Annotated in this window: 21 protein-coding genes; 16 read left to right on the forward strand and 5 right to left on the reverse strand. The window is 57.2% G+C overall.

Annotated elements, in window-relative coordinates; all coding sequences use genetic code 11:
* Nucleotides 1–7: 7 nt before the first annotated feature.
* Nucleotides 8–2596, forward strand: a complete 2589-nt coding sequence (gene topA / locus INR77_RS08465) for a type I DNA topoisomerase (protein ID WP_223070650.1) — start codon at nucleotides 8–10, stop codon at nucleotides 2594–2596.
* A 49-nt stretch (nucleotides 2597–2645) separates the two neighbouring features.
* Here topA and INR77_RS08470 read toward each other — a convergent pair whose 3' ends face one another.
* From INR77_RS08470 to lepB, 4 genes are all read right to left on the reverse strand, one after another.
* Nucleotides 2646–2816 carry a hypothetical protein gene (locus INR77_RS08470; RefSeq protein ID WP_223070651.1) on the reverse strand — a complete coding sequence of 57 codons (171 nt, stop codon included), beginning with the start codon at nucleotides 2814–2816 and terminating at the stop codon, nucleotides 2646–2648.
* Nucleotides 2817–2958: 142 nt separating this feature from the next.
* A complete protein-coding gene (gene era, locus INR77_RS08475) occupies nucleotides 2959–3855 on the reverse strand; it encodes a GTPase Era (RefSeq protein ID WP_223070652.1) in 897 nt (298 codons plus the stop codon).
* 109 nt (nucleotides 3856–3964) lie between these two features.
* A complete protein-coding gene (gene rnc / locus INR77_RS08480; protein WP_223070653.1) occupies nucleotides 3965–4672 on the reverse strand; it encodes a ribonuclease III in 708 nt (235 codons plus the stop codon).
* On the reverse strand, nucleotides 4669–5550 hold the full coding sequence (gene lepB, locus INR77_RS08485; protein ID WP_223070654.1) for a signal peptidase I: 882 nt from the start codon (nucleotides 5548–5550) through the stop codon (nucleotides 4669–4671). The genes rnc and lepB overlap by 4 nt, the downstream gene beginning before the upstream one ends.
* A gap of 70 nt (nucleotides 5551–5620) precedes the next feature.
* Here lepB and pgi point away from each other — a divergent pair, with 70 nt between their 5' ends.
* From pgi to gorA, 4 genes are all read left to right on the forward strand, one after another.
* Nucleotides 5621–7162, forward strand: coding sequence for a glucose-6-phosphate isomerase (gene pgi / locus INR77_RS08490; RefSeq protein WP_223073487.1), 1542 nt, complete (start codon nucleotides 5621–5623; stop codon nucleotides 7160–7162).
* Between the two features lie 432 nt (nucleotides 7163–7594).
* Complete coding sequence (locus INR77_RS08495) at nucleotides 7595–9088, forward strand: DEAD/DEAH box helicase (protein WP_223070655.1); 1494 nt, start codon at nucleotides 7595–7597, stop codon at nucleotides 9086–9088.
* A 127-nt stretch (nucleotides 9089–9215) separates the two neighbouring features.
* On the forward strand, nucleotides 9216–10244 hold the full coding sequence (locus INR77_RS08500) for a hypothetical protein (RefSeq protein ID WP_223070656.1): 1029 nt from the start codon (nucleotides 9216–9218) through the stop codon (nucleotides 10242–10244).
* 62 nt (nucleotides 10245–10306) lie between these two features.
* Nucleotides 10307–11668 (forward strand): glutathione-disulfide reductase, encoded by a 1362-nt coding sequence (gene gorA / locus INR77_RS08505; RefSeq protein WP_223070657.1) that lies wholly within the window; start codon nucleotides 10307–10309, stop codon nucleotides 11666–11668.
* 2 nt (nucleotides 11669–11670) lie between these two features.
* On the opposite strand, the gene INR77_RS08510 is transcribed toward gorA, so the two are convergent.
* Entirely contained in the window at nucleotides 11671–12816 is a 1146-nt protein-coding gene (locus INR77_RS08510; protein ID WP_223070658.1) for an FAD-binding oxidoreductase, read from the reverse strand.
* A gap of 170 nt (nucleotides 12817–12986) precedes the next feature.
* Here INR77_RS08510 and INR77_RS08515 point away from each other — a divergent pair, with 170 nt between their 5' ends.
* The 11 genes from INR77_RS08515 (at nucleotide 12987) to INR77_RS08565 (ending at nucleotide 24646) form a co-directional block, all read left to right on the forward strand.
* The gene (locus tag INR77_RS08515; RefSeq protein WP_223070659.1) at nucleotides 12987–14519 is read left to right on the forward strand and encodes an acyl-CoA carboxylase subunit beta; all 1533 of its coding nucleotides are present in this window, start codon (nucleotides 12987–12989) and stop codon (nucleotides 14517–14519) included.
* Between the two features lie 357 nt (nucleotides 14520–14876).
* A complete protein-coding gene (locus tag INR77_RS08520; RefSeq protein WP_255573706.1) occupies nucleotides 14877–15143 on the forward strand; it encodes a GIY-YIG nuclease family protein in 267 nt (88 codons plus the stop codon).
* Between the two features lie 105 nt (nucleotides 15144–15248).
* Entirely contained in the window at nucleotides 15249–15686 is a 438-nt protein-coding gene (mce, locus tag INR77_RS08525) for a methylmalonyl-CoA epimerase (protein ID WP_223070660.1), read from the forward strand.
* A 115-nt stretch (nucleotides 15687–15801) separates the two neighbouring features.
* Entirely contained in the window at nucleotides 15802–16587 is a 786-nt protein-coding gene (locus INR77_RS08530; RefSeq protein ID WP_223070661.1) for an enoyl-CoA hydratase-related protein, read from the forward strand.
* A gap of 82 nt (nucleotides 16588–16669) precedes the next feature.
* Nucleotides 16670–18886 (forward strand): methylmalonyl-CoA mutase, encoded by a 2217-nt coding sequence (gene scpA / locus INR77_RS08535; RefSeq protein WP_223070662.1) that lies wholly within the window; start codon nucleotides 16670–16672, stop codon nucleotides 18884–18886.
* 118 nt (nucleotides 18887–19004) lie between these two features.
* Complete coding sequence (gene bioB / locus INR77_RS08540; RefSeq protein ID WP_223070663.1) at nucleotides 19005–20015, forward strand: biotin synthase BioB; 1011 nt, start codon at nucleotides 19005–19007, stop codon at nucleotides 20013–20015.
* Nucleotides 20012–20848 carry an alpha/beta hydrolase gene (locus tag INR77_RS08545; RefSeq protein WP_223070664.1) on the forward strand — a complete coding sequence of 279 codons (837 nt, stop codon included), beginning with the start codon at nucleotides 20012–20014 and terminating at the stop codon, nucleotides 20846–20848. Before bioB ends, INR77_RS08545 begins: the two co-directional genes overlap by 4 nt.
* A 64-nt stretch (nucleotides 20849–20912) precedes the next feature.
* A complete protein-coding gene (locus INR77_RS08550; RefSeq protein WP_223070665.1) occupies nucleotides 20913–21641 on the forward strand; it encodes a DUF3445 domain-containing protein in 729 nt (242 codons plus the stop codon).
* Entirely contained in the window at nucleotides 21641–22039 is a 399-nt protein-coding gene (locus INR77_RS08555) for a lysozyme inhibitor LprI family protein (protein ID WP_223070666.1), read from the forward strand. The genes INR77_RS08550 and INR77_RS08555 overlap by 1 nt, the downstream gene beginning before the upstream one ends.
* A gap of 95 nt (nucleotides 22040–22134) precedes the next feature.
* The gene (locus tag INR77_RS08560) at nucleotides 22135–24171 is read left to right on the forward strand and encodes an acetyl/propionyl/methylcrotonyl-CoA carboxylase subunit alpha (RefSeq protein ID WP_223070667.1); all 2037 of its coding nucleotides are present in this window, start codon (nucleotides 22135–22137) and stop codon (nucleotides 24169–24171) included.
* Between the two features lie 214 nt (nucleotides 24172–24385).
* Nucleotides 24386–24646, forward strand: a complete 261-nt coding sequence (locus tag INR77_RS08565; protein WP_223070668.1) for a hypothetical protein — start codon at nucleotides 24386–24388, stop codon at nucleotides 24644–24646.
* Nucleotides 24647–24661: the final 15 nt, after the last annotated feature.

Consider the following 24661-nt stretch of genomic DNA (forward strand, 5'->3'; position numbering starts at 1 on the left):
CACACTCATGCAACTCGTCATTGTTGAATCGCCCGCGAAGGCGAAGACCATCGAGAAATATCTGGGCGGCGACTTTAAGGTCCTCGCTTCATACGGACACGTGCGCGATCTGCCGCCCAAGGATGGCAGCGTTCGCCCGGACGAAGACTTTGCGATGGATTGGGAAGTCTATAACGACAAGCGCAACCGCGATCAGGTCAAGGCGATCTCGGACGCGGCAAAAGATGCATCGCGCCTTATCCTCGCAACCGACCCTGACCGGGAAGGCGAAGCAATCAGCTGGCACGTGATGGACGTTTTGAAGAAACGCCGCGCGTTGCCGACCAAGGTCGATCGGGTGACGTTTAACTCGATCACCAAAAAGGCCGTGACCGAGGCGATGGAAAAGCCGCGCGAGCTCGATCAGCCGTTGATCGACGCCTATTTGGGCCGCCGCGCCCTCGATTATCTGTTCGGCTTTACCTTGTCGCCCGTCCTGTGGCGCAAGCTCCCCGGTGCGAAATCGGCGGGCCGTGTGCAATCGGTGGCGCTTCGCCTTATCGTGGAGCGCGAGCGCGAGATTGAAGCGTTCAAGCCTGATGAATATTGGTCAGTGCTCGCCAAGCTCGAACACGCCGGGACCGAATTTGATGCCAAGCTCGTGCGCTTTAAGGGCGATAAGCTTGAGAAGCTTAGTCTCGGCCAAGAGGGCATCGCAATGGAGGCAAAAGCCGCCGTTGAAGCGGGTCGTTTCACCGTCGAGGACGTTGAGAAAAAACCGCTCAAACGCAATCCCGCGCCTCCGTTCACCACCTCGACCATGCAACAGGAAGCTGCGCGCAAACTTGGTTTTTCGGCAAGCCAGACCATGAGCGCGGCGCAGCGTCTCTATGAGGCGGGCGCGATCACTTATATGCGGACCGACGGTGTGCAAATGGATGGGAGCGCGATTGCTGCGTGCCGCCATGAAATAGGCGACCGTTATGACGCGGCTTATTGCCCGGAAAAACCGCGTTTCTACTCGACCAAGGCGAAGAACGCTCAAGAGGCGCACGAGGCGATCCGCCCGACCAATTTTGCAAAAGACCGCGTGGGCAGCGGCGATGAGGGCAAGCTCTATTCGCTGATCTGGAAGCGGGCGATGGCAAGCCAGATGTCAACCGCGCAATTGGAGCGCACCACCGTCACCTTGCGCGATGCCACGGGTCAGCATGAGCTTCGCGCGACGGGTCAGGTCGTGGTCTTCCCCGGTTTCTTTGCCGTCTATCAAGAAGGCTTTGACGATAAGGAAGAGGATGAGGATGGCCTTCTTCCAGCGCTTAAAGCAGGCGATATGCCTGCGAAAAAGGACGTGGAGGCCACGCAACACTTCACCCAGCCACCGCCGCGTTTTTCCGAAGCTTCGCTGGTCAAGCGCCTCGAAGAGCTCGGCATTGGCCGCCCTTCGACCTATGCTTCGACCATTCAGACATTGCGCGACCGCGCCTATGTCCGGGTGGAGAGCAAACGCTTCTTCGCTGAGGAAAGCGGCCGTTTGCTAACCTCATTTCTGGAGCGTTTCTTCCCGACCTATGTCGCTTATGACTTTACGGCGGGGCTTGAAGACGAGCTCGACGTGGTTTCAGACGGGCGAGAGGATTACAAGACGCTCCTCGCCAAATTCTGGCAGGATTTCAAACCCAAGGCCGATGAGGTCATGGAGAAGTTGCCTTCAGAAGTCACCGAGGCGCTTGATGAATATCTTGCGGACTATCTCTTCCCGCCGCGCGAGGATGGGAAAGACCCGCGCCATTGCCCGTTATGTGAGCAAGAGGGCCGCGAAAACGGTCGCCTTTCGCTTCGTGGTGGCAAGTTTGGGGCGTTTATCGCGTGCCAGAATTATCCAGAATGCAAATACACCCGCCGTTTTGCGCAGCCGGGGGCCGATGGAGCTGATCCTGCCGAAGACGGCTTGATGGGAACGCACCCTGAAACGGGCGCGGAAATTCACCGCAAATCCGGGCGCTTTGGTCCTTATGTCGAGATGGAACACGAGGACACGAAGAAACGTGCCTCGATCCCCAAAGACCTCGACGATTTCAATCTTGAGTGGGCGGTCAAACTGCTCGACCTGCCTCGCATCATTGGCCCGCACCCGGAGACAGGCAAGGACATTGAAGCTGCGATTGGTCGTTATGGTCCGTATCTGCGCCACGATGGCAAATACGCCAATATGAAGAACACGGTTGATGTGTTCGAAACGGGTATGAACCAAGCGGTTGTGCTGCTCGCCGAAGCTGCCAACCGTAAAGGTGGCCGCGGGAAAGCTGAGCCGATCAAGACGCTTGGCGAGCACCCGACGAGCGGGGGCGAGATCAAGGTGATGCCGGGCCGCTATGGCCCCTATGTCACCGATGGGACGACCAATGCGACCATCCCCAAGGACATCAAGCCTGAGGATATTGAAGCGGCCAAGGCGATCGAGCTGATCGACGCGCGTGCTGCCAAAGGTCCGGCGAAGAAAAAAACGCGCAAGAAAGCGGCCCCTAAGAAAACTGCGGCCAAGAAGAAGGCTCCCGCTAAGAAGACAGCAGCCAAGAAGCCTGCGGCTAAGAAAAAGGCGCCCGCCAAAAAATAATCCCAAGGAATAGGCGGCGCTGCACCCGCAGATGCAGCGCCGATAAGATTTAGTAGCCAGTGACGACTGGGCCCGCCCAAGGCTGCTCTGGCACGCCGTTGGGATAGTAGCTGTTGCCGATCCACACGCCGCCGGGGTAGGCTTCTTCGATTTCGCGCACGATGTTACCGCCGCAAACGACGTCGATGTCGCCCATGTTCAGTTCGATGATATTGCTCATGTCAGTTCTCCTATGTGCTGATGAGGCGGTCAGCCTAGGAGAAGCCTGTAGGTGGTGACATTCTACAAGCGGGCTAATTTATTGACGCTAGACCACTGGAATTAGGGCATTTGTTCGAGGTCGGGTGACGGGTGCTGGCCCATCACTTCACCCAATCAAGCCCCATTTCCTCGAAGATTTCCTTGTCCTCAGACCACCCCTCGGAGTGCTTCACATGGAGGAAGAGGTGCACCTTTACCCCCAGCATTTCGGATAGCTCTTTGCGTGCCGCGGCTCCAATTTCCTTGATGCGCGCCCCCCCTTTGCCAAGCACGATGCCCTTCTGGCTTTCGCGTGCGACGACGATTTGCTGATGGATTTCGAGGCTTCCGTCGGGACGCTCCTGATAGCTTTCGGGCCGCACCGCGCTGTCATAGGGCAGCTCTTCGTGGAGTTGTTTGTAGAGCTGCTCGCGGGTGATTTCTGCAGCCAGCAGCCGTTCGGATGCGTCGGACACTTGGTCTTCTGGATACATCCACACGCCTTCAGGCATCAGTGCGGCCAGCGCCGATTTCATCTCCGGCACGCCATCTCCGGTTAGCGCTGAAACGAAGAACACCTCTTCAAACGGCACCCGCGCGTTCAACTCCTGCGCAAGCTCAAGCAGCGGTTCTTTCTTGGCCTTGTCGACCTTGTTCAGGACAAGTATTTTACGCTCCGGTCGCTTTTCCAATGCTTCGACCAAAGGCTCCAATTCGTGCCGCCGTTGCTTGATCGGGTCGACAATTAAGAGGATCGCATCGGCACTCTCCGCGCCTTCCCAAGCAGCGGACACCATCGCGCGATCAAGGCGGCGTTTGGGCGCAAAAATACCGGGCGTATCGACCAGGATCATCTGCACCTGATCCAGCAAAGCTATACCCAGCATCCGGGCACGTGTGGTCTGCGCTTTGGCAGAAGTGATTGCTACCTTCTGGCCCACCAATTGATTGACCAGCGTCGATTTACCCGCATTAGGCGCGCCGATCACGGCGACCACACCGCACTTTGTTTCAGTCATCGTTTCATTTCCTCGTCGCGTTTCCTCCGCTTCGCTGCGGAGCGGCTGCGGGCGGCCACTTGGCCTTCCAGAACCCTAAGGTTCTGGTCGGCGTGTTTCCAGAACGGGCTCAACCAAATTCTTTCAAAAAGGCTTGTGCTGCAAGCTTTTCCGCCTCGCCTTTGCTTGTGGCAGTCGCCTCTGCCGTGCCGACATTGTGAATACTCACCTCGACCGTAAAGCGCGAGGCATGGTCGGGGCCCTGACGCGATTTCACCGCATATTGCGGCATCGCGCGCTTGTTGTGCGCAGCCCACTCCTGAAGCGCGCTTTTGGGATGCTTTGCCTTGCCCGCATCACCCGACAGATCGCTTTGCCAAAGTTTGAGGATCACATCGCGCGTCGCGTCAAACCCATTGTCAAGAAAGCTTGCACCAATCAGCGCTTCCATCACATCGCCCAGGATATTGTCGCTATCCGCCCCGCCATCCTCGCGCGCCTGTTTGCCAAGTCGCAGGTGGTCGGGCATCCCGATAGAGCGGCCGATGCGCGCACAGGTCCGGCCGCTGACCAAAGCGTTCAATCGCTGCGAAAGCTTGCCCTCGTGGCTGTCACTTGCGGCATAAAGCCAGCCCGCAACCGCCAAGCCCAGCACGCGGTCGCCGAGAAATTCGAGCCGCTGATAATCGCGCGCATGGTTTTCCTGCTGCGGACTGCCCGAATTAAAGCTTCCGTGGGTAAGAGCCTCAAGCCAGATGGCTTCCTTGCGCACAGTAAAACCGGCTCGTTCAAGCCAGCTGCGCGTTTCAACGGGAAGATCGTTTGCCGATTGTTTCATAGAAGAGTTCCAATCCGGCTCCACCGTACGGTGGTGAACCAGCTGACCGGATTATACCATTGGGCAGAGCCCTTGCTCGACCACAGGATGATTGAAGCTTCGCCCACTAACAGGTCTTGAGAGATAATCCCAACCGCATCGCCTGCTCGCGCATCAAATCGGCTGTCGCGCGAATTGTCGCGGCTGTCTCCCATGACGAAGATATGGCCTTGCGGAATGGTTTGCGCAGCAAAGCTATCGGCGGGCGTCGGGCCAAAATCGAACGTGTCATAGCTTCTACCGTCGGGAAGCGTTTCGCGAAATCGGGTGTAGTGGCATTGAACCTCGCCAGAGCCCATGCGTATCTCACGTCCGCCCCAACCGCAGCCAGTATTGGGCGACAACTCAACGGAAAAATCGGGCATTTGCTTTTGCGGCACAGGCTCGCCGTTCAGCACCACCACGCCATCTTCGAGTGCGATAGTGTCCCCCGGCAGAGCGATCACCCGCTTGATATAGTCTGATTTATCAATGGGATGCTTGAAAATCACAATATCACCGCGCTCTGGCTCGCTGGCGAAAATGCGCTCGGGTATAAGAGGTACAGAAAAGGGCAGAGAGTGGCTTGAAAAGCCGTAAGGCCATTTCGCCGCGAGCAGAAGGTCGCCATTCATCAGGCGCGGCAGCATACTCTCTGACGGAATGGAAAAAGGCGCGAAGATAAAGCTGCGAAAGATCAGGACTGCAATGACGAGTTGCAAAAGAAAGATCGAAAAGCTCCCCAGAGACTCCGGCTTCTTCTCTTGTTTCGTTTGGCCCGCGCTCTTATTCGTTTCTGGCCCAGAACCCTTCACGGGCAAGGATTTAGCGTTCTCGTTTGTGGGGGTATCGCCAACCATGATTAGCCCCTTACTCGCCCCGTCCGCTCCAGCATAGAGGTTTTGCCCGATGAATTCACCCGCTGACCAAATGACCAAAGCCAACGCCGTGTGGGAGCGTTTGTCCGCATTGCCGAGCCCGACTTTGACTGAGCTTTTCAAAAGCGATGAACAGCGCGTCGCGAAAATGAGCCAGCGTTTGGAGTTCGACCTTGGGCAAATGGGTCCGATGGGGATGCTTCTCGATTGGTCGAAAACGCATTTGGCCGATGCTGAGCTTACAGCGTTTGAGGAGCTCGCCGAAATCATGGGCTTTGATGCAGCGCGTGAGTCCCTTTTTGGCGGCGGGATTGTGAACCCAACCGAAGGCCGCCCAGCAACCCACGCCGCCATGCGCGGCAGCGGGACCGAGGCGGATTGCGAAGAGGCCGATCAACTCCTCCGACGCATGGGAATGCTGGTCACCGCCATTCACGAAGGCGCTTTTGGCAAGGTCGAGCATCTCATCCACATCGGCATCGGCGGCTCGGCGCTTGGGCCTGATCTTGCCGTGGATGCGCTCACCCGCGATTTCGCCCGTGTCGATGTGCACGTCGTCTCCAACATCGACGGCCTTGCTTTGGAGCAGGCTTTTGCTGCGTGTGACCCGCACACAACGATGATCGCGGTGGCCTCCAAGACATTCACGACGATCGAGACGATGACCAATGCGGCCTCCGCTTTGAAGTGGCTTGCCGACAATAATGTCGATGATCCCAGCGGGCGTGTGGTGGCTTTGACCGCGAACCCTGAAAAGGCGGTGGAATGGGGCGTGGATGAAACGCGCATCCTGCCTTTCCCTGAGAGTGTCGGTGGCCGCTATTCACTTTGGTCGAGCATCGGTTTCCCATTGGCGCTCGCGATAGGCATGGAAGAGTTCACCGAGTTTCTCAGCGGCGCGCGAGCGATGGACACGCACTTCCGCGAGAGTGAGGGTAGGGCAAATGGTCCACTCGTGGCGGCGTTTGGCGACCTTTATTATTCGCGCGTCCGCGGGTGTCAGACCCGCGCGGTTTTTGCCTATGACGAACGTCTGGCACTGCTCCCCGACTACCTCCAACAGCTCGAGATGGAGAGCAATGGCAAGTCGGTGACCGCTTCCGGCGAGCCCGTTGATGCACCGACTGCCGCGATCACATGGGGCGGGGTAGGGACCGACGCGCAGCACGCCGTGTTCCAGCTCCTCCACCAAGGCACGCACCTCATCCCCGTCGACTTCATCGCCAGCATCGCGCCGGGAGACGAGCTCAACCCCGCTCACCACAAGGCATTGCTTGCCAACTGCTTTGCTCAAGGCGCAGCGTTGATGGCAGGCGGCAATATGAGCGCCGATGGCAAGGACCCCGCACGCGGATTTGCAGGAAACCGTCCGTCCGCGACGATCCTTGTGGATGATTTGGACGCAGCGACTTTGGGCGCTCTCATTGCCTTCCACGAACACCGCGTGTTTGCGGGAGCCGTCCTCATGGGCATCAATCCCTTCGACCAATTCGGCGTCGAGTTGGGCAAGAAGATGGCCAAAGAGGTTGAAAGTGGGGAAGGGGATTTTGACGCGAGTACGAAGGCGTTGATGGAAGCGGCGGGGTTGGGGTGAGCACCGCGAGCGCCGTTCGGAGTCGAAGACGGCCGTAGGCCACCGGCTCAGGACGAACGGGGTGGGTAGGGCGAATTGCTTTGACATTTTGCGCTGCAGCATCCATCTGCGCCTCCAACAATGAAACGCACCCTAAGCCAGCGTGAAGCGGCGGCTCTCGATTGAACCCGCCCCGGCTAGCGTTTCACCCAAACTTCTTACAGCTTCCCATTTCACGCGGGCGGTTCCGACGAGACGGAGCGCTCTTGCTTTCCACTCGTCATCGCGAGCCCGATAGGGCGCGGCGATCCATGACCCGACCGCGTAACTGCAAACTTCGGTGATTGGATTGCTTCGTCACCTGCGGTTCCTCGCAATGACGAGAGACACGAGCGCATCGCCTCACCACCCGCGACGCGCCTATAAGTGCGCCGCTAACCGTAAAGAATACACATGACACAATTCGACCAACTCGGGCTGTCTCAGCCCGTTCTGCAAGCTCTTGATCTCAAGGGCTATTCCACTCCCACACCTATTCAGGAACAGGCCATTCCGCCGGTTCTTGAAGGGCGCGATCTTCTTGGCATTGCGCAGACCGGCACCGGCAAAACGGCGGCCTTTATGCTGCCTGCCATCGACCGGCTGCGCGCAAGCGATAATCGTATTCCGTTCAAATCCTGCCGCCTGCTGGTTCTCGCCCCGACGCGGGAGCTGGTGCAGCAGATTGCTGTGTCGGCCAAGGATTACGGCGCGCTTGCCGGCCTTAAGGTGCAATCAATCGTTGGCGGTACTTCGGTCAATAAGGACCGCAACAAACTTCACCGCGGGACCGATATTCTGATCGCTACTCCGGGGCGTTTGCTCGATCTGATTGATCAGAAGGCGTTTAACTTGGGCAGCGTCGAAGTGCTCGTTCTCGACGAGGCGGATCAGATGCTCGACCTCGGATTCATCCATGCGCTGCGCCGCATCAATGAGCTTGTGCCTAAAGAGCGCCAGACGCTGTTCTTCTCTGCCACTATGCCTAAGGCGATCAAGGAGCTGGTTTCCAACTATTGCCGCAATCCGGTGCAGGTTTCTGTCACGCCGGAAAGCACGACGGCCGAGCGGATCGACCAGTACATCTTCATGGTGCAAAAGGATGAAAAGCAGTGGCTGCTCGACATGATCCTTGGCGGCCAACACCGCGTGCCCGGTGAATTTGAGCGCGTCCTGATCTTCACGCGTACGAAACACGGCGCAGACCGCGTGGTGAAGAAACTGCGCCAGCGCGGGATCGAATCAAATGCCATTCACGGCAACAAATCCCAGCCTCAGCGCCAGCGCGCTCTGGATGAGTTTCGTCGCGGTAAGACCAGCATCCTGATCGCAACGGACGTGGCAGCGCGCGGAATTGATATTCCGGGCGTTTCTCACGTCATCAATTATGAACTCCCCAATGTGCCTGAGCAATATGTGCACCGCATCGGTCGCACCGCGCGGGCGGGTAAGGATGGCATTGCGATTGCCTTTTGCGGTGAGGACGAACGTTCTTACCTTAAAGACATTCGCAAAGTGACAAAGGCGGAGCTTGAGCGGCTGGACCTGCCGGAAAATTTCCGCGCGGTGGTTGAAGGCGAGGGACCGACCAAGCCCGAACCACGCGGTGCAACGCGGGTTTCGAAGAAGAAGATCAAGCCAAAGCCCGCTGGCGCGTCTGCGAAAAAGAAACCCAAGGGCGATGCTCCCGCACCCGAAAAGCCAAAGAAGCCAAAGCATCAAGCGCGTAAGGGCAAGCCAAATGGGGGCAAGCGCTTTGGCAAGCCCGGCGGAGGTCGTCCGGGGGGAAAACCCGGCGGCTCACGTCCCGGCGGCAATCGCAATCGTCGAGGTAAAGGCGGCAGCGGTAGCGGAGGCGGCGGTGGTGGTGGTCAGGGCGCAGCGAGGCGGCGCTCTCCCCGCGGCTGACGTCGCGCGGGAATTCGCGAAAATTTGTCGCTGCCTGTGCGCTCGAATTTAAAGCCAAATTAAGTATGCGAAGGCTAACTGGCGCTTCTCACTAGAAGCATCCCAGAACAGGCCGAACAGCACGCTTATGATCCGCACCGATACAACTCTGATCATTGGCGCTGGCGCTAATCGTGAGATCGAGATGCCCGATGGGCCCGAGCTCCTGAACAAAATCGCCAGCGGTTATGAGTTCGAGCGGCTCAATTCAGAGGTCAAATCGCGCGATTTGATCAATCTGGCGCAACTGTTTGAGCAAGTCGCGCCGCAAATGGGCATGAGCTATGACGAGCTTGTGCGCGGGGCGACAGCGATCCGTGATGCGACATTGGTCAGCACCAATATCGATGCGATCCTTGAGCAATATGGCCATGATGCAGCGGTGCAGGCTGCGGGCAAGCTTGCGATTGTTTACTACACGCTTCAGGCGGAATCGAAGTCGACTCTCGCCGTAGAGCCGCGCTCGGCTGATGAATTGCCGCTAAGGGGCACGGAAAACTGGCTTTTCCAACTGGGTCAGCTGATCGTCAAAGGCGTGCCGCGCGCGCGGGCTGAGGAATGCTTTGAGAAGCTCTCCATCGTGTGTTTCAACTATGACCGCGCGATTGAACATTACCTTCCCTGGGTGGTGCAGCGCGCATTTGGGATGAGCATTGAAGAAGCGCAGGAACTGGTCGCAGGACGGCTTCGCATTGTGCACCCTTACGGCGTTGCAGGGCGCTTGCCATGGCAGGGCGATGAAGAGAATGGGGCAACGTGGGGCAATGTCGATGCGACCAATATGGTTGCCCTGTCCAAGCGCATCTTCACCGCAAGCCAACGCGCCAAATCGCGCCAGTTTCGCTCTTACCTGCGCGCCGAAATGTCGCGCGGCAAGCGCCTCGCCTTCCTTGGATTTGGCTTTGACCCGATGAATGTCGCCATGCTTTTTGACGAGCTGGAGCACGACAACCCAGATATGCTGATCACACTCCAAAACATTGGCGACGTTGAGCAGAAGGCAATTCTAAGGCTGATCCACCGCCTGACGGGGATTACCGATGATGGGCTTATCACCCTTGAAAAGATGAAAGCTTTTGAACTTCTTCGCGATTACGCAAGGTTCCTCGAAAGCTAGGGTTGGAAATCCATGCCGGTCCCTCCATATCGCTAGGCGCAATCAACAGGAGCGCTGCTAGCATGGCGGATAAAGACGCGGAATACGATTACGACCTCTTCACAATTGGCATTGGCTCAGGCGGAACGAGAGCGAGCCGTGTCGCAGCGGCGCATGGCGCGCGGGTTGCGGCGGCTGAAGAACACCGCGTCGGCGGCACCTGTGTTATTCGTGGATGTGTACCCAAAAAGATGCTCGTTTACGGCGCGCAATTTGCTGAGGACTTGGAAGACGCCACGCAATTTGGCTGGACCATTGAGGGCAAAAGCTTTGATTGGGTGAAGCTGCGCGACCATGTGATGAAAGATGTCGAACGCATTGAGGGTGTCTATACCGAGACGCTCGACAAGCATGATGTCACAATCTTCAAGCAGCGCGCTGAGATCACTGGCGAGCATGAGATCACTTTGGAAGACGGCAAAGTCGTCACCGCGAAGTACATTCTTATCGCTACCGGCGCGAGGCCGCATATCCCTGAGTTCGAAGGCAGTGAACATTGCATAACGTCGAATGAAGCTTTTCATCTCGATGAAATTCCAGACCGCATCCTGATTGCCGGCGGCGGTTATATTGCCAATGAATTTGCCGGTATTTTCAACGAGTTTGGTTGCAAGGTGGTGATTGCCAATCGCTCTGACGTAATCTTGCGCCAATATGATTTCTCCCTGCGCGACCGGCTCATGCAAATCTCAATGACCAAAGGCATTGAGTTCTGCTTCCACGCTGAATTTGAATATGTGAAGAAGAACAAGGATGGCAGCTTCGCGGTCAAAATGACCAATCAGGAAGAACGCGAGTTTGACCTTGTGATGATCGCTACCGGGCGGGTTCCCAATATTGAGGGGCTGGGCCTCGACAAGGTCGGGGTTAAGCTGGGCGAGAGGAACGAGGTTCTGGTCGATGAATTTTCAAAGACCAATGTCGATTACATTTACGCCGTGGGCGACGTCACCGACCGCGTGCAATTAACCCCTGTTGCCATACGCGAGGGGCAGGCATTTGCGGACAGCGTTTTTGGCGAGGGCGACCCGTACAGCGTCGATCACTCCTGCATCCCAAGCGCTGTATTCAGCCACCCACCGATCGCCTCTGTTGGCCTCAACGAACGCGAGGCAAAGGATCAATATGGCAAGGTTGCCGTCTATACCTCGGATTTCCGTCCGATGAAAAACGTGGTGGCGGGACGCAATGAGCGCAGCCTCATCAAAATGATCTGCGATGATGCCAATGGAAAGATCTTGGGCATTCACATGATCGGACCAGACGCGCCCGAAATCATGCAGGCAGCAGCCGTTGCTGTAAAAGCGGGCATGAACAAGGCAGATTTCGATGCCACGACCGCGATCCACCCGACCGTCGCAGAGGAACTTGTGCTGCTTAGGTAAGGTCAGAAAAATCGGTCAGGGGCGAAGAGGGCGGAATTTATCCCGCTCTCTTCAAACTTGGGCGATAAATCGCCGCGCATGGCCAGCGCCGCTCCGATTTGGGCAAGGGCGGGGGAGGTTTGAAAACCGTATCCCCCCTGTCCTGCAAACCAGAAAAAACCGGGCTTGTCAGGAGCATATCCCACGACGGGCAGTTCATCAGGAGCAAAACTCCTGAGGCCAGCCCATGAGTGCGCTATCCGGCCAACTGTAATCTCGGTCGCTACCTCAACCCGGTGTGCGATTGTCGCGATGTCAATTTCTTCTGGCGCCGCATCGCAAGGTTCGCTTGCGCCTTCATCCTGTGGTGAGGCGAGCAATTGTTGTGACCCTTCAGGAAGGACGTAAAAGCCTTCGCCCACGGTTTTTACGAAAGGCCAATCGGCTGTGCGCGTGTTCGGTGGTGAGGCAAAGGCGATCACGGTGCGGCGGCGTGGCTCAATACCGACGGGTTTCGCACCAGCCATGCGCGCCACTTCGTCAGCCCATGCTCCGGCGGCGTTGATGAGGGTGGGGGCACTAAATGCGCCAATACCCGTCTCCACTGTCCAAATGTCGTCTTGGCGGCTTATCGCGCTTACCCTTGCGCCGCAGACCAAAGTCCCGCCGTTCGCGCGCAAATCGCGCAGGTGGCCTTGGAGCATCGCATCGGTGTCGAGTTTGAGCGCGCTGCGATCAAGCAGGGCTTCGTGCACATAATCGGGTCCAATCTTTAGCGAGGGGATGATGGCCCGCACTTCGTCCCAGCTAAGGCGCACGCAATCGCACCCAAAGCTTTCGTGAACCACCTTCAGCGCATCCAGAGCCTCGCTTTGGTCCGCCCGCGCAATATGCAAGGCAGGGTGGGGGCGCGCGTAGGGCGCCCTGTCGTCTGTTGGGGGCGCAGCGAGCTCTGCAAGGCTCATCGCCGTGAGAGTGCGCACGATTTTCTCGCCAAGGCCAAAGTGGGCAAAGGCGACGCTACGGCCCGAGGCGTGGTAGCCCGGCGCGCTTTCAGCTTCGAGCACGATAACGCGGCCATGCTCCGCCAAGCGGGCAGCCAGAGAAAGACCGGCAATCCCTGCTCCGATCACAAGAAAATCACTGTGCGTTTGTGGTTTGCTGGCCATAATACATCCAATTTCTTGCGGCTGCGGCCCAGCTTATATCGCATGAGCAATCGTTTGCGAGGCTTGCTTCACTCGGTGAACGCAAGGGGCTGAACTTTTGATAAGTTGACGCTTGGCCTAGGCTGCGGCAACGAACGGTCAAATATTCAATCAGGGACAGGGATCACTTAATGTCTGCCAATATCGCTGAAATGGAACGCAAGCGCGAAGCTGCCAAGATGGGCGGCGGGCAAAAACGCATTGATGCACAGCACGCCAAGGGTAAGCTGACCGCGCGTGAACGGCTGGACGTGCTCCTTGACGAAGGGTCGTTTGAAGAGATCGACACTTACGTTGAACACGATTGCGTCGATTTCGGAATGCAGGACCAGAAGATCCCCGGCGACGGCGTGGTCACGGGTTCCGGCACGATCAATGGCCGCCTGGTATATGTCTTCTCTCAGGATTTCACCGTCTTCGGTGGTTCGCTGTCCAAACGTCATGCGGAGAAAATCTGTAAGGTGATGGACACCGCGATGAAGGTCGGTGCGCCTGTGATTGGCCTCAACGATTCTGGCGGCGCGCGTATTCAGGAAGGCGTTGCCTCGCTTGGCGGTTATGCGGACGTTTTTCAAAAGAACATCCTCGCCAGCGGTGTTATTCCTCAAATCAGCCTGATCATGGGCCCATGCGCGGGCGGCGCGGTGTACTCGCCCGCAATGACCGACTTCATCTTCATGGTGAAGGATTCGAGCTATATGTTCGTGACCGGCCCGGAGGTGGTAAAAACCGTTACCAATGAAGAAGTCACTCAGGAAGAGCTGGGCGGGGCAATCACCCACACGACCAAAACTTCTGTCGCCGACATCGCGTTCGAAAACGATATGGAGACGCTGCTCGCAACGCGTGAGTTCTTTAACTACCTACCGCTTTCCAACCGGGAAGAAGCGCCAGAGCTTCCCACCAATGACCCTTGGGACCGGCTGGAACATTCGCTCGACACCATCATCCCCGACAATCCCAATCACCCCTATGATATGCATGAGGTGATCCGTAAGACGCTGGACGAAGGCGAGTTTTTCGAAATTCAGCCTGCGCACGCAGCGAACATCATCTGCGGCTTTGGCCGGGTCGAAGGGCGCACAGTGGGCGTGGTGGCGAACCAGCCTATGGTGCTTGCCGGCGTGCTCGATATTGCTTCGTCCAAGAAAGCTGCGCGCTTTGTGCGTTTCTGCGATGCGTTTGATATTCCGATCGTGACCTTCGTCGACGTCCCCGGCTTCCTTCCCGGCACAGCGCAGGAAATGGGCGGCATTATCAAGCACGGCGCAAAGCTGCTGTTTGCCTATGGCGAGGCAACCGTGCCCAAGATCACGATTATCACCCGCAAAGCCTATGGCGGCGCCTATGATGTGATGGCCTCCAAGCACCTTCGCGGCGACCTCAACTACGCCTGGCCCACGGCAGAGATCGCGGTGATGGGCGCGAAAGGCGCGGTGGAGATCATCTTCCGCCAAGACCGAGGCGATGCCGAGAAGATCGCCGAGAAAACCAAGGAATATGAAGACCGCTTTGCGAACCCATTTGTGGCGGCATCGCGCGGCTATATCGATGAGGTGATCCACCCGCACTCAACGCGGCGCAGGGTTGCGCTGGGGCTAAGGAAGCTGCGGACGAAGCAGTTGGAGAACCCTTGGAAGAAGCATGATAATATTCCGCTTTAACGATGCCATCTCTCTTTTCCCTTGTTCTGTTGGTCGGTGCTGTTGCGTTCTCATGGTGTGCAGCGAACGGCGTTCGGAATGGTCAAACATATATCCCACTTCCCTTCATTCGTGACGATTCCTACGAACGCGACGACAAAGGTTTCGGCTTTGCACTCGCGATGAACTTCTTGGGCGCGGCCGTTTGCTTGAGTGTCGGGATCGTGATTTGGACCTTCGATAAATGAGCCGGGCGGCGTCGGAGCGTCATTGCGAGCGAAGCGAAGCAATCCAGGGCTGCTTGCGATACGCTCTGGATTGCCGCGTCGCCTTCGGCTCCTCGCAATGACGATGGGGAGGCTGCCTTGTGTCTACATCATGGCCAGTGGGACGAATGGCACACTCTACACTGGTGTAACTTCCGATCTGCCAAAGCGTATTTGGCAGCATCGCGAGGGTGTAGCTGAAGGGTTCACAAAGAAATACGGCTGCAAGACGCTCGTATGGTTTGAGGGCCACGACACGATGGATGCGGCAATCGCCCGTGAAAAGCAGATCAAAGCGAGCAATCGCAAAAGGAAACTGGCGCTGATCGAGGCCGAAAACCCGACTTGGCGTGATTTATTTGAGGACATTGCGCAATGACTCGTCACACGTCATTGCGAGCCGCGAAGCGGCGTGGCAATCCAGAGCGGTCGAGCGAGACGCTCTAGATTGCTTCGCTGCGCTCGCAATGACGAGAGGATAGAAATGAAACTAGGCCGCCTAAACCACATCGGGATCGCAACGCCCTCTATCGCTGATTCCATCGCGCATTACCGCGATACGATGGGCGCAACGCAAATCACCGAGCCATTTGACCTGCCCGAGCAAGGCGTCAAAGTCTGCTTTGTCGATACCCCCACCGATAGTGGAATGAACGGCACGCAGCTTGAGCTGATTGAGCCTTTTGACGAGAGCTCTCCGATCAACGGCTTCCTCGCTAAAAACCCGGCGGGGGGTCAGCACCATGTCTGCTTCGAAGTGCCCGACATCGACGAAGCGCGTAGCTATTTCGAAGGCATCGGCAAACGCATCCTTGGCCCGACCCGTATTGGGGCGCATGGCACACCGATCTTCTTCCTGCACCCCAAAGATATGCAGGGAATGCTGACGGAGATCATGGAAACGTCAAAAGAGGCTCACTGATCGTTCGGCACCTATCTAAAGTGACGTTGCGCGTCCCTGCGGACTTGTGTTGACGCTCACGTAAGGGCAAACCGTTTTCAAACGAAACGCGATTTAGAGATTCTGGGAGAGAGACTTGTCTTACGAAACTATCCGAGTGGAGCGCGAAGGACCGCTGCTCACCATTACCCTCAACCGGCCTGAACGCCTTAACGCCATGCCGCCGCAAATGGCGGATGAGATCGGGCAGGCGTTCTACGACCTTGGCGATGCTCGCGCAGTTCTGATCACGGGTGAGGGCAAGGGCTTTTGCTCCGGCGCGGACCTTGCTGCACGTGGTGAAGGCAGTGCATTGGGCGGCAAGGGCGGTAGTCACGAGGCGCTGCAAAAGCACTATAACCCCGCGATCAGTCAAATCGTGCGGGCCGAAGTTCCCGTAATCTGCGCGGTCAATGGCCCTGCGGCGGGCGTGGGCTGCTCGCTCGCGCTTGCGGCGGATTTCACGCTTGTCGCGAAAAGCGCTTATTTCCTTCAGGCTTTCGTCAACATCGGCCTTGTGCCCGATGGCGGTTCCACCTGGCTGCTGACCCGCGCGATTGGCCGCGCACGTGCCACGCGCATGATGATGCTGGGTGAGAAAATTGGCGGCGAACAAGCCGAAGAGTGGGGCCTTGCTTACAAATGCGTCGAGGACGCCGATTTGATGAGCGAAGCGCGCGCGCTCGCGGAAAAGCTCGCCAATGGCCCAACGGTTGCGATCAAAACCATGAAGCGCAACATTGCTCTCGCCGCAGATGGAACGCTTGAGCAAGTGCTCCTCGCCGAAGCCGAGGGTCAACGCACTGCTGGCGCAAGCCAGGATGCGATGGAAGGCGGCATGGCCTTCCTGCAAAAGCGCAAAGCTGAGTTCAAAGGGCAATAAGGCCCTCTCAAATGAAATAGGGATTGAAAGAAATTGGGGTAGCGCCTTTGCGCTGCCCCATTTTTGATTTTAGAGCGTTCGCATGACTGACACCAACGACTCCCGACCAACACCCGCCGATTGGAAAGCCCTCGCTGAAAAGGAAGTGAAGGGACGCGACCTTACTTGGGAAACGCCTGAGGGGTTTGAGATCAAGCCGCTTTACACTGCGGAGGACCACGAGGGATGGGATCCCGGGCTTCCCGGTTTTGCGCCTTTCACGCGCGGGGTGAAGGCGTCGATGTACGCCGGGCGTCCTTGGACGATCCGGCAATATGCGGGCTTCTCTACGGCTGAGGAATCAAACGCTTTCTATCGCCGAAACCTCGCCGCCGGGCAAAAAGGTCTGTCAGTGGCCTTCGACCTTGCGACCCACCGCGGATATGACAGCGATCACCCGCGCGTGGTTGGTGATGTGGGCAAAGCGGGCGTTGCGATTGATACGGTCGCCGACATGGAAATCCTGTTCGACCAGATCCCGCTTGATACCATGAGCGTTTCCATGACGATGAACGGCGCGGTGATCCCGGTTCTGGCGTTTTATATCGTCGCAGCAGAGCGGCAGGGGGTGTCGCAGGACAAGCTTTCTGGCACGATCCAGAACGATATTCTCAAAGAGTTCATGGTCCGCAATACCTATATCTATCCGCCCGAACCTTCGATGCGGATTATTTCAGACATCATCGGATATACCTCGGCTAATATGCCGAAATTCAACAGCATTTCGATCAGCGGCTATCATATGCACGAAGCCGGTGCGACGGCGGTGCAGGAGCTTGCCTTCACAATTGCCGACGGCAAGGAATATGCGACCCGCGCGATGGCGACGGGGCTCGACATCGATGCCTTCGCAGGCCGTTTGTCCTTCTTCTTTGGCATCGGCATGAACTTTTTCATGGAGATCGCGAAGCTCCGCGCGGCGCGTACACTTTGGTATGAGGTCATGGATGGGCTGGGCGCGAAATCCGAACGTTCCAAAATGTTGCGCACCCACTGCCAAACCTCTGGCGTGAGCTTGCAGGAGCAGGACCCTTACAACAACGTCATGCGCACCACGATTGAGGCAATGGCGGCGACCCTTGGCGGCACTCAGTCGCTCCACACCAATGCGCTCGACGAAGCCATCGCGCTTCCCACCGACTTCTCCGCTCGCATTGCGCGCAATACGCAGTTGGTGCTGCAAGAAGAAACCGGCATCACCAATGTCGTCGATCCGCTTGGCGGCTCGCACTATATCGAGGCGCTGACTTCGAAACTGGTTGAGGATGCACGGGCGCTGATGGCCGAGGTCGATGAGGCAGGCGGGATGACCGCATATGTTGACACCGGCGCGCCAAAGGCTGCGATTGAGAGGGCTGCGGCCGAAAAACAAACCATGGTCGATCAGGGCAAAACCGTGATCGTCGGGGTGAACAAATACCGCAAGGATAAAGAGGACCCGATCGAAACGCTCGACATCGACAATGCAGCGGTGCGCAAGGGCCAGATCAAGCGGCTTGCTGATGTTCGATCCAAGCGTGATGAAGCTGCGTGTCAGGCGGCGTTGAAGGCGCTTACCGAGGGCTGCAAAGCGCATCCCCGCGAAGGCGGGGACCCAGAGGCTCCTGGGCTCCCGCCTTCGCGGGAGAGCGGAAACGTGTTGGCTCTGGCTGTTGAAGCCGCTCGCCACGATGCGACCTTGGGCGAAATTTCCGCTGCGATGGAAGAAGTTTTTGGCCGCCACGACGCAACGCCCAAACCCGTTTCGGGCGTTTACAAGACCGCTTACGAATTCGACCAGCGCTGGGCGCAGGTGACTGATGGGGTAGAAGCCGTCAGCCGCCGTCTGGGGCGCAAGCCACGCATGATGGTCGCCAAGATGGGGCAAGACGGCCACGACCGCGGCGCGAATGTGATCGCCAGCGCTTTTGCAGATATGGGTTTCGAGATTGTCTCTGGCCCATTGTTCCAGACGCCTGAAGAAGCCTGCGAAATGGCGCTTGAGAACGACGTTGATGTGGTGGGCTGTTCATCGCTGGCCGCTGGCCACAAGACGCTGATTCCCGAACTCATCCGCCTGCTTCGCGAAGCCGGTCGCCCTGACATCAAAGTCACTGCGGGCGGCGTGATTCCGGCAAGCGATTATGACTTCCTGCGAGAAGCTGGCGTGCAGGGCATTTATGGCCCCGGCTCCAACGTGGTTGAGTGTGCAGCGGACATCCTCACCATGCTCGGTCACAATATGCCACCGCTTGATAGCCTCGACGAGGCGGCGGAGTAGCGCTAGGGCTGCGCAACTATTTTAGCGCGATCTGCAATAGCCCATCTGTGTGGCTGAAATGCGGATTGTATTAATGCGCGGCCCTTTTTGGCCTTCAAGCGAGCGGAGTTTTGAATACGTGACCACCATCCGCAACGACTGGACCCGCGAGGAAATCGCGGAACTCTTCGACCTGCCGTTCACCGAATTGCTGTTCCGGGCAGCCAGCGTTCACCGCGAGAACCATCCGCCTGAGCAAATCCAGCTGTGCACTCTGCTCAGCATCAAGACAGGCGGGTGCCCCGAAGACTGCGGCTATTGCTCGCAATCGGTGAAGGCGGATAGCGGTGTCGAAGCAACTAAGCTCATGGACGTGCAGGCTGTTCTTCAACGCGCGGCTCAAGCCAAGGATCAGGGCTCGCAGCGGTTCTGTATGGGCGCTGCATGGCGCAATCCCAAGGACCGCGATATGCCTGCGATTGTCGAAATCGTGAAAGGCGTGCGCGACATGGGGCTGGAGACCTGCATGACGCTTGGGATGCTTGAACCGCATCAGGCAGAACAGCTGGCTGAGGCGGGCCTTGATTATTACAATCACAATATCGACAGCAGCCCTGAGTATTACGAACGGGTGATCTCGACCCGCGATTTTCAATGCCGTCTCGATACGCTCGACCACGTGCGCAAGGCGGGCATCAACGTGTGTTCTGGCGGGATTGTCGGCATGGGCGAGACGCGAGAAGATCGGGTTGGCTTTGTCCACACGCTTGCGACGCTTGAAGAACACCCCGAAAGCGTTCCGGTGAATGCGCTGGTGCCAGTAAAAGGCACGGTTTTGGGCGATATGCTTGCTGACACGCCGATGGCCAAGATCGACGACATTGAATTTGTGCGCACGGTTGCGGTCGCGCGGATCACCATGCCGATGAGCATGGTGCGCCTGTCCGCTGGCCGCGAAAGCATGAGCGATGCGACACAAGCCTTGTGTTTCCTTGCTGGCGCGAACTCAATCTTCACCGGCGATAAACTGCTGACCGCGCCAAATGCGGGCGATGACAGTGACGGGGCTTTGTTCGCGAAGCTCGGCCTTACAGCTTTGCAAAGCGAAGAGCCTAAGCGTGCCTGTAAACAGGCGGAGCCAGCGGAGTGATCGCTGAGATCGCGGCCCTTTTTCTAGCCGCGCAATCAGCACCAGACTTTGCGCCGCTCGTCGTGGGTGAAAGCGCGATCGTCAGCGTTCTTGATGAAGAGCGTGAAATCAATGTCGTGCTCCCCGCGGGTTATGCAGACGAACCAGAGCGCCAATGGCCTGTTGTCATAATGTTGGACGGTGGTGGTCAGCAGGATTTAATGCTGGGTGTCGGCATCCACAATTGGAACCGTCTGTGGGGCCGCAGCAAAGAGGCCATTTGGGTCGGTATTGAAACGAAAGACAGGCAACGCGAATTGCTGCCGCCGACACGCGATGCAGCGGAGCAAGAGCGCTATCCCACTGCGGGTGAAAGCGCAGTTTTCCGCGACTGGCTGATCGATACGATCCTGCCTCTTATTGCTGCACGGTATCGCGGCAATGGTGAGGTATTCCTTGTCGGTGAAAGCGCAGCGGGGCACTTCGCAGTTGAAACCTGGGCTTCGGGTACTGACGCATTTTCCGGCTATGCAGCGATTTCGCCTAGCTTTCAGTGGGATGAGCAATCGCTTTCTCACGCGATCAGCGGGCAACCAGCCAATCGCGCCCCTCTTTATGTTTCGCTCGCTGATGAGGGCGGAGCAACTGAGGAAGGTATCTTGCGTTTGGTCGCCGCTTTGCCAGATGATCAGTCGTGGTGCTTCTCGGATCGCCGGGAGGATCTTGTCCATGCAAATAGCTTGCACGGCCTTTTGCCCGAAGCGCTCCAGTTCTTGATGCCGACGCCTGCTGATTGGCTCGAAGAATACGGGTTCGTGCTTCGGTGCGAGAAGCGGGGGCTGGCCGCTGAATAGTCCTACCCTTGGTTTCTGCGTCAATTCTCTCCTGCCCAAAGCGCGCGGGGGAGGGCAGCTTCGGATGGGGCTCACCCGGCTGAGCGAGGCGGATTGGCTTCAACCAGATCCCGATCTCGATGCCAGGACGATGGGTTTTGATGAGTGGCCAGACGGACTTCAACTCACCCGCGAAAGCGAAGATCCGGGCCGCGAATTGGCGCAAATGCTCGCGATTGACGGCGGTCTTCGCGAGGCAGCTTTAGCGCACCATGAGGATATGTGCCTTCTCACCAAAGCCGCTGGAGATGATCAGTATCGCCTTGTGGGGGCGGCAGTGGCATGGCCCTCTGACTGGCATCCAAAGGACAAGATCGGCCTGCCCCTGCGCGCTCTCCATGCGCCGATTGCGGGTTATGAGGAACAGCTCGCCACGGGCGTTGATCGGTTTATGGAAACGCTCAAACCGGGGGCGATTTTCGGGCGTTGCAACTGGTTTATCGCTGGCACGGGTGAGCGGCGATGGCTTGTCACTGGCGATCCGCACGCGCAATTTGCTCATGTCACGAACGAAAATGCGGGCGAGACACTGTTCGTACGCTCTGAACGGCAGACGTTGCGGCGATTGCCCGAAACTGGCGCAATTCTGTTCACCATTGGCATTTACGTCGAAGCTCTAGCGGATGTGAGCGACAAAAATCTCGCATTGCTAAGCGGCGCTGTCCAAAACCTGATTTCTGGAGAGGGTGACCGGCGCGGTGCACCAGCCTATGCTTCTGCCTTGATCGACTATTGTTCTCAAAGGAAATCGTAATGATCTCATTGCTTTTGATGCTGGTTCAGGCGTCCGATTTACCGCCATGCGATCAGGAAAAGGCGGATCAGGGTATCCAGCAAGAGATGAACATTTGCGCTCACCGCGAATATCTGATCGCCGATGAAAATCTCAACGCGCAATGGAAATTGACCCGCGCTGAGATGAAGCGCCGGGATAGTGAGGCAGACTTGCCAGAATGGGATGAGCGGCCCGGTTATTTTGACACTCTTTTGGAAGCCCAGCGTGCATGGCTTACTTACCGCGATGCCCATTGCAGAAGCGATGGTTATTTTGCGCGCGGAGGCAGCCTTGAACCATTGCTAGTATCGACCTGCAAAACGGCTTTAACCATAGAGCGTACCGCCCAATTGCGAGAGCTGGCGCGCACTTATTGAGCGATGAGAAAACACATCCTTTGCGATAGGTTGCAAGGGGGCTTTCAACTGGGCATAGCACTGCCGTTGAATGGGATTAGCGGAAGCGAGAGAGAATGTTTTCGAAGATTTTGGTGGCCAATCGTGGCGAAATTGCGTGCCGGGTGTTTCAAACAGCACGCAAAATGGGGATCGCAACTGTCGCGGTGTATTCGGACGCGGATCGCAATGCTCCTTTTGTTCGCATGGCAGATGAGGCCGTCCACATTGGCGCGTCGCCTGCGGCTGAAAGCTATCTGATCCCTGAAAAGATTATCGCTGCGTGTAAGGAAACGGGCGCAGAGGCGGTGCATCCGGGTTACGGCTTCCTTTCCGAACGCGCGAGTTTTGTCGAAGCGCTTGAGGCCGAAGGGATCGCGTTCATCGGCCCACCTGCTGGCGCAATCGCGGCAATGGGCGACAAGATTGAATCAAAGAAACTTGCCAAGGAAGCGGGCGTAAACGTCGTGCCCGGCTTCGTCGGTGAAATCCGCGACACCGATCACGCGGTCGAGATTTCGAATGACATCGGTTATCCGGTGATGATGAAAGCTTCCGCTGGCGGCGGGGGCAAGGGGATGCGGCTTGCCTGGTCCGAAAAGGACGTGCGCGAAGGTTTTGAGGCCACAAAACGCGAAGGTCTTAACTCCTTTGGCGATGACCGTGTTTTCATTGAGAAATTCATCGAAAACCCGCGCCACATCGAAATTCAAATTCTCGGTGATAAGCACGGCAATACGCTGTATTTGAACGAGCGCGAATGCTCGATCCAGCGCCGCCACCAAAAGGTCGTCGAAGAGGCGCCATCGCCTTTCGTCACCGAAAAAATGCGCAAAGCCATGGGAGAGCAATGCGTTGCTCTTGCCAAGGCCGTCGATTATCATTCTGCGGGCACAGTGGAGCTGATCGTTTCCGGCGCGGATAAGACGGGCGAGAGCTTCTACTTCCTCGAAATGAACACCCGCCTTCAGGTGGAACATCCCGTGACCGAGGCGATCACGGGCGTTGACCTTGTCGAACAGATGATCCGCGTTGCAGCTGGTGAGAAACTCGAACTCACCCAAGATGACATTGGTATCGATGGCTGGTCGATTGAAAACCGCGTCTATGCCGAAGATCCTTATCGCGGGTTCCTGCCTTCGACCGGTCGTTTGATCGAATATTCGCCAAGCGTTGAGGGCTGGAGCGATGATGGTGAAGTCGCTGGCAAAGCGCGCCGAGGTGTCGCGCGGGGCAATGGCTCCGTTCGCGTCGATGACGGCGTGTTTGAGGGCGGTGAGGTCTCCATGTTCTACGACCCGATGATCGCCAAGCTCATCACTTGGGCACCAACCCGCGAAGAAGCGGCAGACCTACAGATCGAAGCGCTCGATAGCTTCCGCATCAAAGGGCTTGGCCACAATGTCGATTTTCTCTCAGCGATCATGCAGCACGAGCGTTTCCGCTCGGGCGAACTCACCACAGGCTTTATCGCCGAGGAATATCCTGAAGGGTTCGAAGGCGCGCCAGCGAGCGAAGCGCATCTGCGGCAACTCGCGGCGCTTTTCGCCGGAGCCGAGTTCGACACACAGGTCCGCGCTGGAAAAATCACCGGCCAATTGAATGGCGGCGCTAATCCACCTTCGCATTGGATGGTCAAAATCGGCAGCCAAAGCTTTGACGTTATGCTCGAAGAGGGCGGCGCAACGGTCGATGGCCACCGGATCAACGGCACATGGGATTGGGCTGTGGGTAAGACTTTCGCCAATGTAACCGGCGATAGTGAAATGGTCGTTCAAGTCGAGCGTGCCGGCGTGCGCTGGCGTATCACCACACGAGGTGCGAGCCATGAGGCGCTTGTGCTGCCTGCAAGGCTGGCTGAGCACGAAGGACACATGATCGAGAAAGAGCCACCTGATCTTTCCAAAATGCTCATCTGTCCGATGCCGGGGATGCTGGTCAAACTGCACGTCAGCGAAGGCGAGACGGTTCAGCCCGGTCAGCCGCTCGCCACGGTTGAGGCGATGAAGATGGAAAACATCCTTCGTGCTGAAAAAGAAGGTGTGATTGCCAAAGTCAACGCAAACGAGGGCGAGAGCCTCGCGGTTGATGCCGTAATCCTTGAGCTGGAATAGATATACCGGGCGAAAGGGAGCGTTCGACACAACGGTTTCCCTTTCGCGACAGATTTTTCCAACCCTTCGAAATATTGCGCCCCTAAACATTTCCCAATTGGTCAAAACGCACAGTTTTGAACAGGGGCTCTAGCTAGAATCCTCCAATTGTAGGAGACTTGCCAAACCGACTCGGTGCATTGAGTGCAAGCTCAACCTCTAGGAGGATGGTTTCATGGCTAGAAAAGGAACGGGTTATTTCGACCGCAAGGGCCATTTTTTCAAAACGGCCCGTGATGCAACAGTTAGCGATATTGCTGGTTTACTTGGACAAATTGGCGAAGGTGAGAGCCTTGCGCCAGGGATCGCGCATATGATCCTCGAAAAACGGCAAGAGATAGAACAACTCTTTCGCGACCATGATGCAATGGTCGAGGACGAATTGGCAAATGATACGACCGGTAAGGTTGCCGTCTTGCCTCGCCCCGCAAGTTAAGCATTTGATTTAATA

The organism is Erythrobacter sp. SCSIO 43205 (assembly GCF_019904235.1).
GTDB lineage: Bacteria > Pseudomonadota > Alphaproteobacteria > Sphingomonadales > Sphingomonadaceae > Erythrobacter.